Annotated in this window: 11 protein-coding genes; 7 read left to right on the top strand and 4 right to left on the bottom strand. The window is 66.7% G+C overall.

Annotation, left to right across the window (positions count from 1 at the left end):
* Positions 1-5: 5 nt before the first annotated feature.
* Entirely contained in the window at positions 6-866 is an 861-nt protein-coding gene (locus tag BMZ38_RS10245; protein ID WP_091337052.1) for a porin family protein, read from the top strand.
* 42 nt (positions 867-908) lie between these two features.
* Here the strand turns inward: BMZ38_RS10245 and BMZ38_RS10240 are convergent, their stop codons facing one another.
* Entirely contained in the window at positions 909-1,583 is a 675-nt protein-coding gene (locus tag BMZ38_RS10240; RefSeq protein ID WP_091337050.1) for a TerC family protein, read from the bottom strand.
* A gap of 347 nt (positions 1,584-1,930) precedes the next feature.
* Here BMZ38_RS10240 and BMZ38_RS10235 point away from each other — a divergent pair, with 347 nt between their 5' ends.
* The 3 genes from BMZ38_RS10235 (at position 1,931) to BMZ38_RS10225 (ending at position 5,790) form a co-directional block, all read left to right on the top strand.
* A complete protein-coding gene (locus BMZ38_RS10235; RefSeq protein WP_091337049.1) occupies positions 1,931-3,382 on the top strand; it encodes a bifunctional 2-methylcitrate dehydratase/aconitate hydratase in 1,452 nt (483 codons plus the stop codon).
* 328 nt (positions 3,383-3,710) lie between these two features.
* On the top strand, positions 3,711-4,856 hold the full coding sequence (locus BMZ38_RS10230) for an OmpA family protein (RefSeq protein ID WP_091337047.1): 1,146 nt from the start codon (positions 3,711-3,713) through the stop codon (positions 4,854-4,856).
* Positions 4,857-5,007: 151 nt separating this feature from the next.
* Positions 5,008-5,790, top strand: coding sequence for a pseudouridine synthase (locus BMZ38_RS10225; RefSeq protein WP_091337045.1), 783 nt, complete (start codon positions 5,008-5,010; stop codon positions 5,788-5,790).
* Between the two features lie 34 nt (positions 5,791-5,824).
* On the opposite strand, the gene kbl is transcribed toward BMZ38_RS10225, so the two are convergent.
* The 3 genes from kbl to BMZ38_RS17580 all read right to left on the bottom strand — a co-directional run bounded on the left by kbl (position 5,825) and on the right by BMZ38_RS17580 (position 8,385).
* Complete coding sequence (gene kbl, locus BMZ38_RS10220; protein ID WP_091337041.1) at positions 5,825-7,018, bottom strand: glycine C-acetyltransferase; 1,194 nt, start codon at positions 7,016-7,018, stop codon at positions 5,825-5,827.
* Between the two features lie 4 nt (positions 7,019-7,022).
* On the bottom strand, positions 7,023-8,057 hold the full coding sequence (gene tdh / locus BMZ38_RS10215; RefSeq protein ID WP_175483790.1) for an L-threonine 3-dehydrogenase: 1,035 nt from the start codon (positions 8,055-8,057) through the stop codon (positions 7,023-7,025).
* 79 nt (positions 8,058-8,136) lie between these two features.
* Positions 8,137-8,385, bottom strand: a complete 249-nt coding sequence (locus BMZ38_RS17580) for a hypothetical protein (protein ID WP_139202452.1) — start codon at positions 8,383-8,385, stop codon at positions 8,137-8,139.
* Positions 8,386-8,738: 353 nt separating this feature from the next.
* Here BMZ38_RS17580 and miaA point away from each other — a divergent pair, with 353 nt between their 5' ends.
* The 3 genes from miaA (at position 8,739) to hflX (ending at position 11,595) form a co-directional block, all read left to right on the top strand.
* Positions 8,739-9,677, top strand: a complete 939-nt coding sequence (miaA, locus tag BMZ38_RS10210) for a tRNA (adenosine(37)-N6)-dimethylallyltransferase MiaA (protein ID WP_091337467.1) — start codon at positions 8,739-8,741, stop codon at positions 9,675-9,677.
* Between the two features lie 150 nt (positions 9,678-9,827).
* Complete coding sequence (hfq, locus tag BMZ38_RS10205) at positions 9,828-10,097, top strand: RNA chaperone Hfq (RefSeq protein WP_091337040.1); 270 nt, start codon at positions 9,828-9,830, stop codon at positions 10,095-10,097.
* A gap of 163 nt (positions 10,098-10,260) precedes the next feature.
* The gene (hflX, locus tag BMZ38_RS10200; RefSeq protein WP_091337036.1) at positions 10,261-11,595 is read left to right on the top strand and encodes a ribosome rescue GTPase HflX; all 1,335 of its coding nucleotides are present in this window, start codon (positions 10,261-10,263) and stop codon (positions 11,593-11,595) included.
* Positions 11,596-11,807 lie beyond the last annotated feature (212 nt).

Below are 11,807 nucleotides of genomic sequence, written 5' to 3'. Positions count from 1 at the left end.
CGTGCATGCCGCATCCAGCAAACCGCCCGTCGTGGTCCGCGCTTGGCGCGGGTCTTGTCCTGATCCCGCTCGCGTTGGCGAGCAGCATCGCCTCGGCGCAGGACTCGCCCGCACTTCCGGATCGGGCGAGCCTCCGGCTGGGCGGCTATTTCGCCAACATGGATACGGACATCTCCCTGGCCGATCCGAGCGAGATCCTGAGCGCCAAGATCAACCTCGAGGACGACCTGGGCTTCAGGCAGGACGGGACGGTGCCGCGTGCGCGTGCCGACTTCCTGATCGGGGAGCACCAGGGACTGGCGCTGGACTACTACGGCATCAATCGCTCCAGCCACCAGGTACTGGCGCGCGACATCAGCTACGACGGCGTGGACTACAGCGCCAATGCCGACGTCCGCGCCAAGCTCGATTTCGACTTCGGCAGCGTCGCCTGGCGCTGGTGGTTCGGACAGGGCGACGATGCCTACGGCGTGGGTCTGGGCGCGGGCTGGTACCGGGTGAAGACCGCGCTGGCCGGTGACGGTGCCTACGACCTGGGCGTGGGCGGACCACAGCCGGTCTCGGTCACCAGCACGAGCAACGACAGCGCGTGGGCGCCCATGCTGCAACTGGGCTGGCGGCACAGCTTCAGCGACCAGTGGCGCATGTACCTGGACGCCTCGGGCGTGCGCAAGAACGGTGGGCGCATCAGCGGCCACATCTACAACGCCGCGCTGGGGTTGGAATGGCTGCCGTGGCAGCACATCGGGCTCGGACTGGAATACGGCTACAGCCAGATCAAGCTGCACTGGAACCGCCGTGCCTATGACGCGGATCTGGACATGACCCTGAGCGGGCCGTCGGCGTTCGTGAACCTGCGCTGGTAAGCAAGGAGGGCCGCGACCGATAGCGGTCGCGTGTGCATTTGCTCATGTCGCCGACCGCTTGCGCTGGGCGAGCCAGCCGCCACCGCAGACGAGCACGATGAGCAGGACATCCAGCACGTAGCCCATCCACGGACGCGTGTCGAACCAGCCGCGCAGCAGGTGGTCGTGGGCGATCATGCGGCCCGCGGTCCAGGCGATCGCGCCCGCGCCCAGGTACACGATGACCGGGAAGCGCCCGATCAGTTTGAGGATCAGCGTCGAGCCCCACACCACCAGCGGCACGCTGATCAGCAGGCCAAGCACCACCAGGCCGAGGTGTCCCTTGGAGGCGCCGGCGATCGCCAGCACGTTGTCCAGCCCCATCAGCGCATCGGCAACCACGATGGTACGCAGCGCGGACCAAAAGCTGTTGGAGGCGTCCACCTCGTGTCCGCTCTCGTCGTCCGGCTTGAGCAGCTTCCACGCGATCGGCAGCAGCAACAACCCGCCCGCGAGCATCAGGCCCGGCAGCTTGAGCAGGTAGACCACCACGGCGGTGAGCGCCACGCGCACGGCGACGGCGCCGAAGGTGCCCCAGAAGACGGCTTTCTTCTGCAGCGACTTGGGCAGGTTGCGTGCGGCCAGCGCGATCACGATCGCGTTGTCGCCGGCGAGCACGAGGTCGAGCAGGACGATGGCCAGGAGGCCGGAGAAGAAGTCGGTGCCGCTGAGTTCCATCGGTGGGATTCCCGCGCGTGACTCATGGCGATGGCGGCGGGCACGCGCAAAGGCCCGTCGCCACCGCAAAAGTCTCGTTCGCGAAAGGTACTCGCCGGGGCGACCGGGGCACGAACGTGCCCGTGATGACGACCGCCGCACGGAGCCATGATGGCTCCGGAACTACTCCCCTTTGGGTGTGCGGCGATTGTCGGGGGCGCCAGCGTCGGCGGTCAAGCTTGACCTCGTTGCAGGCGCGCCCCGGTGCGCCGCCACTGCCGGCAGCCGCGGCGATGCGTTCCCGCAAGGAAGGCAGCCAAAGGTACTGCCGGATACAATGGCGGTTTTTCCCGCCGCGAGAAGCCCACATGAGTGCCTACGACATCCGCTCTGCCGTCCGCCCCGATCCCGACCAGCCGATGGTCGACGTCGCCAACTACGTGGCCGACTACCGGATCGAGTCGAAAGAGGCGTACGACACCGCGCGCTACATGCTGCTCGACTCGCTGGGCACGGCGATGCTGGCGATGAAGTTCCCCGAGTGCGTCAAGCATCTGGGGCCGCTGGTGCCGGGCGCCACGCTGCCGGGCGGCACCCGCGTGCCGGGCACCAGCCATGAGCTCGATCCGGTGCAGGGTGCGTTTGCGATTGGTACGCAGATCCGCTGGCTGGACTTCAACGACACCTGGCTGGCAGCGGAGTGGGGCCATCCGTCGGACAACCTGGGCGCAATCCTGGCGGTGGCCGATTACCTGAGCCGGAAGGCCGAGCGCGAGGGCGGCCAGCCGTTCACCGTGCGCGACGTGCTCAGCTATGCCATCAAGGCGCATGAGATCCAGGGCTGCTATGCGCTGAAGAACAGCTACAACCGGGTCGGCCAGGACCACGTGATCCTGGTGCGCCTGGCCTCCACGGCCGTGGCTACCGCCATGTTGGGTGGCAGCAAGGATCAGATCACCACGGCGGTGTCCCACAGCTGGATCGACAACGGCGCGCTGCGCACCTATCGCCACGCGCCCAACACCGGCCCGCGCAAGAGTTGGGCGGCGGGCGACGCATGCCGTCGGGCGGTGACCCACGCCATCAATGCCGTCTACCGTGGCGTCGTGGGCTATCCGTCAGCGCTCAGCGCCAAGACCTGGGGTTATTACGACGTTGCTTTCAAGGGCAACGAGTTCCAGTTCGAGCGCCCCTTCGGCAGCTACGTAATGGAAAACGTCCTGTTCAAGATCAGCTTTCCGGCCGAATTCCATGCCCAGACCGCCGTGGAATGCGCCATGCAATTGCACGCGCAGGTCGCGGGCAGGCTCGACCAGGTCGAAAAGATCGTTATCGAAACCCAGGAAGCGGGCGTGCGCATCATCGACAAGACCGGGCCGCTCGCCAATTACGCCGACCGCGACCACTGCATCCAGTACATGGTGGCGGTGCCGTTGATCTTCGGTCGCCTGGATGCATCGGATTACAACGACGATATCGCGGCAGACCCGCGCATCGATGCACTGCGGGGGAAGATGGAGGTGCGCGAGAACCCGCAATTCACCAAGGACTATTTCGATTCGGACAAACGCTACATCGGCAACTCGTTGCAGGTGTTCTTCAAGGACGGCTCGTCCAGCGAGAAGGTTTCCATCGACTACCCCATCGGCCACCGCAAGCGGCGCGCCGAAGGCATTCCGGTGCTGCTGAAGAAGTTTGAGGCCGCCCTGCGCGGACACCTGCCGGCGCATCGGGTCAAGGCCATCCTGGAGGCGACGGCCGACCCGGCTGCATTCGATGCAATGCCGATCCAGCGTTTCCTGGGACTGTTCACGCTTTAAATACAATTAGCGCAATTGCATTCAGGCGCAATCAGACTGGCGCCTGCAACGCATTTCACGGAAAACCCGGCTCCGATGGCCGGGTTTTCTCATTTTCACGCCACATCCACGCCATTCGGGCGGCAATGGATAAAGGTCTTTGCTGAACAAGGCCTCACCGGGGAACCCACGCGGGCGTGAACGACTTAACGGTTTTGCTACACTCCGTGCCGCTTGCCCGTAGGGACATAAGCGAGGGGGCGGCTCAAGCTTCCGGAAGTCAAAGTGAGACGCGCGGTCCGTACGAGGTGAAACGGCTGCGAACACCAATAAATGAAGGAGACACCTGATGAAACGTAAGGGCTTGTATTTTCTGATTGCATTGGCCCTGGGCGGCGTAGGTGCCGTTCACGCGCAGGACAATACCGCCGATGCCGCCGGCGCCGCTGCCACCACGCCCAGCACGGGCGATTACGATGGCCGCTGGTATATCGCCCCGACTCTCGGCGGTTACTACAACGACACCGACCGCAACACCAACAGCCGCCAGTTCTACTATGGCCTGGGCGTTGGCCGTTTCGTCGCTCCGAACGCTTCCATCGACCTGTTCGTCGATCGCACCAAGCGTAACCGCGACACCGCGGTGGGCGGCGGCAAGTGGGCGAACAACAACGTCGGCGTGGCCGCACGTTTCTACGGTGGCGACTGGAACGCCTGGCGTCCGTACGTGCTCGCCGGTGTGATGGGCAGCTTCCATCAGAACCCGGGCGATCACGGCTGGTCGCCGGCTGCCGAACTGGGCGTGGGCGTGTCCAAGACCGTCGCGGAGAGCTCGGACATCCGCATCGAGACCGGTTACCGCTACGACTGGGACAACAAGAGCCAGCCGGCACAGGACGGCTACGGCGACTGGTTCCTGGGCTTCAGCATCGTGTCGCGCTTCGGTGAGCCTGCCGCTGCCCCGCAGCCGGCCGCCGCTCCGCCGCCGGCTCCGGTCAACGACTGCTCGACCAAGGACTCCGACAACGACGGCGTGAACGACTGCGACGACAAGTGCCCGGCCACCGCCGCCGGTACCATCGTCGGTCCGGACGGTTGCCCGCAGAAGGTGGTGATCGACCTGCGCGGCGTGAACTTCAAGTTCGACTACCCGAAGAAGGGCCACGTCGATGCCAGCCAGATCAGCAAGTCGCTGGCCGAGCCGAGCTCCGATTCGGTGGCGATCCTGGATCAGGCCGTCGATACCCTGCAGCGTTACCCGCAGGTGCACGTGACGGTCGCCGGCTACACCGACTCGGTGGGCACCGACGCCTACAACCAGGCGCTGTCCGAGCGTCGCGCGAAGATCGTGTACGACTACCTGACCTCGCACGGCATCGATGCCAGCCGCCTGGAAGGACCGATCGGCCACGGTGAAGCCGACCCGATCGACAGCAACGACACCGACTCGGGCCGCGCGCGCAACCGCCGTACCGAACTGCAGGTCCAGCAGTAACCGGATCGCAGCGGCAACACGAAAAGCCCGGCTTCGGCCGGGCTTTTTTTTCGGATTCATGCGCGCCGTTTCGCAACGGATGGGACGGTGCCACTCGCACGTCGGCACCGCACCCTTGCCGTGGTTCCGGCACGACCGATACGCTTTCGCGATGCCTACTTCGCGCCGCCCTTCGTCCGCTCCCGCACGTGATGGTGTACGCCACGGCCTGGCCCGCGTGCTGTCCAAGCGCGGCGTGTGCTCGCGCAGCCAGGCCGAGCAGTGGATCCGCGCTGGGCGTGTGGCGCTGGACGGGCGCGTGGTGCTTGATCCGGAGCGACCGGTCGCGCAGGGACAAGGCGGCATCACCGTCGACGGCCAGCCGATCGGCGAGTCCACACGGGTATACGTGATGTTCAACAAGCCTCGCGGGCTGGTGGTCAGTACAGCCGACGAGCGCGGCCGCGCCACCGTCTACGACGCCCTCGTCGCGGCGGATCTGCCGTGGCTAGGGCCGGTCGGACGGCTGGACAAGGCGAGCGAAGGTCTGCTGTTGTTGAGCAATGACACGGTCTGGGCGGCGGGCATCACCGACCCGGCCACGCACCGGGAGAAGACCTACCACGTGCAGATCGATCGCCTGCCGGACGCGGCGCTGCTGGCTCGCCTGCGCGAGGGCGTGTTCGATGAGGGAGAGCGGCTGGTCGCGCGACAGGCCGAACTGCTGCGCGCGGGCGACAAGAACGCCTGGCTGGAGATCGTGCTGGACGAGGGGCGCAACCGGCACATCCGTCGCCTGCTCGCCGCGCACGGCATCGGTGTGCTGCGGCTGGTGCGGGTGAGCATTGGCGGGCTGAGGCTGGGTGACCTGCCGAAAGGCCAGTGGCGTCATCTTGCGACCGAAGAAATCGAGGCGCTGCGCGCCAGGCCTCAAGCCACCAGCCCCCGGCTCTGAGCCCTCTCCCCCCGGGAACAGGGCTCCCTGGAACTCAGATCACGCCAAGCTGCTTGCCGATCTTGGCGAATGCGGCAATCGCACGGTCGATGTGCTCGCGCGTATGCGCCGCACTCATCTGCGTACGGATACGCGCCTGTCCTTGCGGCACCACCGGGTAGAAGAAGCCGGTGACGTAGATGCCTTCCTCCAGCAGCGCCGTCGCCATGGCCTGTGCCTTGGGCGCGTCGTAGATCATCACCGGCACGATCGGGTGCACACCCGGTTTGATGTCGAAGCCGGCGGCGGTCATCTTTTCGCGGAAATAGGCGGTGTTCTCCTGCACGCGGGTGCGCAGCTCGCCGGCCGATACCAGCATGTCGAACACCTTGATCGCCGCGGCCACCACGTGCGGCGGCAGCGAGTTGGAGAACAGGTAGGGACGCGAGCGCTGGCGAAGCAGCTCGATGACCTCACGGGGGCCCGTGGTGAAGCCGCCCAGTGCGCCACCCAGGGCTTTGCCGAGCGTGCCGGTGAAGATGTCGATCTTGTCCATCACGCCGTGCACTTCGGCCGAGCCGCGGCCGGTGGCGCCCAGGAAGCCGGTGGCGTGGCACTCGTCGATGTGCACCATCGCGTTGTACTTCGTCGCCAGCGCGGTAATCTGCTCGAGCGGCGCGATGAAGCCGTCCATCGAGAACGAGCCGTCCGAGGTGATCAGCTTGGTGCGCGCACCGGCCGCGTCGGCAGCCTGCAGCTGTCTCTCGAGGTCTGCCATGTCGCAGTTGGCGTAGCGGAAACGCTTGGCCTTGCACAGGCGGATGCCGTCGATGATCGAGGCATGGTTGAGCGCGTCGGAGATGATCGCGTCCTCTTCGCCCAGCAGCGGCTCGTACAGGCCGCCGTTGGCGTCGAAGCAGGCGGCATAGAGGATGGTGTCTTCGGTGCCGAAGAACTCGGCGATCTTCGCCTCCAGTTGCTTGTGCAGATCCTGCGTGCCGCAGATGAAGCGCACGGAGGCCATGCCGAAACCGTGCGTGTCCAGCGCTTCCTTCGCAGCAGCGATCACATCCGGGTGGTCGGCCAGGCCCAGGTAGTTGTTGGCGCAGAAGTTGAGGACCTTGCGGCCGTTGGCCAGCTCGATTTCCGCGGACTGCGGCGAAACGATGATGCGCTCGCCCTTGAACAGGCCCTGCTCGCGGATCGAATCGAGCTCGGCGGTGTAGCGGTCTTTGGCGGTGTAGGTCATGGCATCAGGTCCAGGAACACACGACTTTGCCGCACTGGCCCGCGTCCATCAGGTCGAAGCCCTTCTGGAAATCGTCGATGGCGATCTGGTGGGTGAGCACCTTCTGCAGCGGGAAGCCGGTGAGCACCATCTGGGTCATCTTGTACCAGGTCTCGTACATGCGCCGGCCATAGATGCCCTGCAGGGTGAGCCCCTTGAAGATCACCTTGTCCCAGTCGATACCGGCGCCGCGCGGCATGATGCCGAGCATCGCGACCTTGCCGCCGTGGTACATCACCTCGAGCATGTCGTTGAAGGCGCGCGGGTTGCCGCTCATCTCCAGCCCGACGTCGAAGCCTTCCATGTGAAGGTCCTTGACCACGTCCTTCAGCGACTGGTTGGCCACGTTGACCACGCGGGTCGCACCCATGTCGGCGGCGAGCTTGAGGCGGTAGTCGTTGACATCGGTGACCACCACGTTGCGCGCGCCGACGTGCTTGGCGATGCCTGCGGCGATGATGCCGATCGGGCCGGCGCCGGTGATCAGGACGTCCTCGCCGATCAGGTCGAATTCCAGCGCGCAGTGCGCGGCGTTGCCGTAGGGATCGAAGAAGGCGGCCAGCTCCGAAGGGATCTGGTCCGGAATCGGCCACAGGTTCGACGCAGGTACGGCCACGTACTCGGCGAAGGCGCCATTGCGGTTGACGCCGATGCCCACGGTGTTGGGACACAGATGCTGGCGTCCGGCGCGGCAGTTGCGGCAATGCCCGCAGACGATGTGGCCTTCGGCCGAAACGCGGTCGCCCACCTTGTAGCCTGTCACGGCACTGCCGAGCTCGGCGATGCGGCCGACGAATTCGTGGCCGATGGTCAGACCCTGCGGGATCGTGCGCTGGGACCACTCGTCCCACTTGTAGATGTGCAAGTCGGTGCCGCAGATGGCGGTCTTCTCGACCTTGATCAGCACCTCGTTGGGGCCGACCTGCGGAACCGGCACCTCTTCCATCCAGATGCCCTGTTCGGGCTTGCGCTTGACCAGGGCTTTCATCGTCTGCGGCATGGGACACCATCGTCTGGCCCGCGAAGGCGGGCGGGGAAGACGACGATTATAGGGCCTCGCTGCGAGGCCGGCCGCGTACTCAGCCGATGGCGTGCCAGATGACCGAGAAGGCGAGGCTGATCAGGATGCACACCGTCAACCAGAAGCCGAAGTTGTTTTTGTCCCAGATGGGTTTGCGGGCCTGGTCCGCTTCTTCCTGAGCCAGACGCAGGGAAGCGGGCCGGACCGGGGGCAACTTGGCTGCGGGCGAGGCAATTCCGGGTCGCGGGCTGACAACAGCGCCGTGTCCACCTTCCTGGTCGTGTTCCGCGTCGATTCGGTGTGCCATCGCGTGAATTCTATGTGGCTGCCGGGTAGCGATGGTGCGCCTCGACGGGGTCGGGGGCAAGTCAAGGCACGTGGCTGTCACGCAATTATCACCGACCGCGTGACCGGTTTCACCTTGTTTGGGTGCCGCGGCGAGGCGATGCGGTTTCGGCTGGCTGTTCATCGCCTGGCTCCGAGGGACGACCGAAGGGAAGAGGGCGAACGGAGTTTTTTCCCTGGCGCCAGATTAGCCAGCCGATGCAACGGGATGACGGCAATCGTTCAACTGCGTGTAACGGCGGGTAACGTCTGCGTAGCTTCCGCAACGGCGATCCGAACGGGCCGATGCGGCCGGGCGGCCACTACAATGGCGACATGGCTGCCGATGCCCGACCGCTCGCCGTATTCCTGATGGGCCCGACCGCGTCGGGCAAGACGGCGCTGGCCTGCGCGCTGCGAGAGCGCTTCGCAGTGGAGCTGGTGAGCGTGGACTCGGCGCTGGTCTATCGTGGGCTTGACATCGGCGCGGCCAGGCCCGACGCCGCCATCCTGGCCCGGCATCCGCACGAGTTGCTGGACCTGCGCGATCCGTCCGAGCCCTATTCGGCAGCCGATTTCCGCATCGACGCCCTGGCCGCGATGGCGCGTATCCACGAACGAGGCCGGGTGCCGCTACTGGTCGGCGGCACGGGTCTGTACTTTCGCGCGCTGCAGCGCGGCCTCTCGGCGTTGCCCGATGCGGCGCCGGCGATCCGGGCCCGCCTGTCGGCCGAGGCGGCGACGGCCGGCTGGCCCGCACTGCACGATCGGCTGGCGGCGCTCGATCCCGTCGCCGCGGAGCGCATCGGTCCCAACGACGCCCAGCGCCTGCAGCGCGCGCTGGAAGTGATCGAGCTGACCGGCCGGCCGCTGTCCGGGCAGCAGACCGGCGGCAGCGGCGAACGCTTTCCCTGGCGTGTGCTCAAGCTGGCGTTGCAGCCGGCCGATCGTGGCGAGCTGCACGCACGCATCGCGCAGCGCTTCGATGCCATGCTGGCGGCCGGCTTCCTCGACGAAGTGCGAGCGCTGCGCGGGCGCGGCGACCTGCACCCGGACCTGCCGGCGCTGCGCGCCGTCGGCTACCGCCAGGCCTGGGAACATCTGGATGGCGCCACCGATGCGGCCACCTTCCGCGACAAGGCGATTTTTGCCACCCGCCAGCTGGCCAAGCGCCAGATCACCTGGCTGCGCGCGGAACTGGACGCACGCCCGATCGATCCGGACCGGGCCGACCTGCTCGACCGCACCTGTGCTGCACTGGACCTCTTCCTGTAGAGCCCGGCTGTAGCGACGACGCCGATGCGCGTCGTGGTTCCCGGCTTCCGCCCGCCATTTAAAAGCGGTTAATATCCCCTCGACTTGGGCCGGTCGCCGCGTGTGCGTCTTTTCTCCGGCCCGCGAAGGTTCGCGAGGGGGTAAAACAACATGTCCAAAGGGCAGTCATTGCAGGATCCGTTTCTCAACGCACTTCGCCGTGAGCGTGTGCCGGTCGCCATCTACCTGGTCAATGGCATCAAACTGCAGGGCACGATCGAGTCGTTCGACCAGTTCGTGGTGCTGCTGCGCAACCAGGTAAGCCAGATGGTCTACAAGCACGCCATCTCCACCGTCGTGCCCAGCCGCAACGTGCGCATGGGTAACGGCCATGAGGGCCACGCCGAGGCACACGCCACGTCGGCCGAAGGCGAAGACTGACCCACGGAAGGTTCTGCACGCCGCCGGCGGGTTGCCTGGCCCGCCGGGCGGCAGTCCCTCACCTGCTTGCCGTCGGCCCGACGGCGATCGGCATACAATGCCGCCCCGACCCTAGCCGCCGGCGCCTCGCCGACGACGCGCATCCACAGGCCACGCCAACCTAGTGTTCGATAGACAAAAGAAGGGCGAACGCGCCGTACTGGTCCTGCCGCACGCCCGCGGCGAGGGCGACGCGGTCCGCCGCGCGGAGGAATTCGCCGAGCTGGTGCGTTCGGCCGGCGCCGAGGTGCTCGCCAGCGTTCCGGCGCGTGTCGAGGACCCCAACCCTCGTTACTACATCGGTACCGGCAAGGCCGAAGAGGTCGCCGAAGCCGTGCGTGCCACCGAGGCCGACGTGGTGCTGGTCGATCACCTGCTCACGCCGGTGCAGGAACGCAACCTGGAAAAGCTGCTGGCCGTTCGCGTGGTCGACCGTGCCGGCCTGATCCTGGACATCTTCGCCCAGCGTGCCCGCTCGCACGAAGGCAAGCTGGAAGTGGAACTGGCGCAACTCAAGCACCTGGCCACCCGCCTGGTACGCGGCTGGACTCACCTGGAGCGTCAGCGCGGCGGCGCCATCGGACTGCGTGGCCCCGGTGAAACGCAGTTGGAAACCGACCGTCGCCTGCTCGGCGAGCGCGTGAAGATGCTCACCCGGCGGCTGGAGAAGGTGCAGGTGCAACGCACCCAGCAGCGCCGCGCGCGCCTGCGCAACACGGTGCCGCGGGTGGCGCTGGTCGGCTACACCAACGCCGGCAAGTCGACGTTGTTCAATGCGCTGACCGAAGGCGACGTGTTCGCCGCCAACCTGCTGTTCGCCACGCTCGACCCGACCGTGCGCAAGATCGAGGACCTTTCCTGCGGCCCGGCCGTCCTGGCCGACACCGTGGGCTTCATCCGCGAACTGCCGCACGACCTGGTGGCCGCCTTCCGCGCCACCCTGGCCGAGGCACGCGATGCCGACCTGTTGCTGCACGTCAGCGACGCGGCCGACGAAGAGCGCGAGCGGCTGCATCGCGTGGTCGATGGCGTGCTGGAAGAGATCGGCGCAGGCGACGTGCCGCAGTTGCATGTCATGAACAAGATCGACGTGCTGGGGGAGGGTGGCGACGAGGTCCAGACAGGCACCCAGCCGCGCATCGTGCGCGACGCGGAGGGCCGCCCTACCCAGGTCTGGCTCTCCGCGCGCACCGGCGAAGGGCTGGAACTGCTGCGCCAGGCACTGGGCGAGCGCCTCGGCGGCGAGCGCGTGCAGACCGAGCTGCAACTGCCGCTCTCTGCCGGTCGCCTGCACGCTCGCCTGCGTGCCGCCGGCGCCATTGCCGGCGAATCGGTGGACGAACACGGCTGGCGCCTGCAGATCGACGCACCCCGCAGCGTAATCGCCCCGTTGGGCGGCGGCCATCCGCAGGACGCGGCGTTGCTGCGCGGGGTATTGGGATCGCCCGACGCGCCATAGCCTCTGCGCTCACCTTTCGGTGAAGGGTGGGCGGGCGCCCGGAAGGCGCCTTGCGGGCCACGCCCCAATTCACCTCTGCTAGACTAACCGGCGTTTGTGCGGCGTTTGCCCGCCCGCACCGAGATCGATCGCGGCGCGCCGCGACTCACCCACCCCGACCTCGACGCTGCGCTCTATGGCCCCGATTCCGCAACGCATCCACCGGCCTCTCC

Source organism: Frateuria terrea (assembly GCF_900115705.1).
In the GTDB taxonomy this organism is placed as follows: Bacteria; Pseudomonadota; Gammaproteobacteria; order Xanthomonadales; family Rhodanobacteraceae; genus Frateuria_A; species Frateuria_A terrea.
This window is presented reverse-complemented; position numbering and strand designations above follow the sequence as displayed.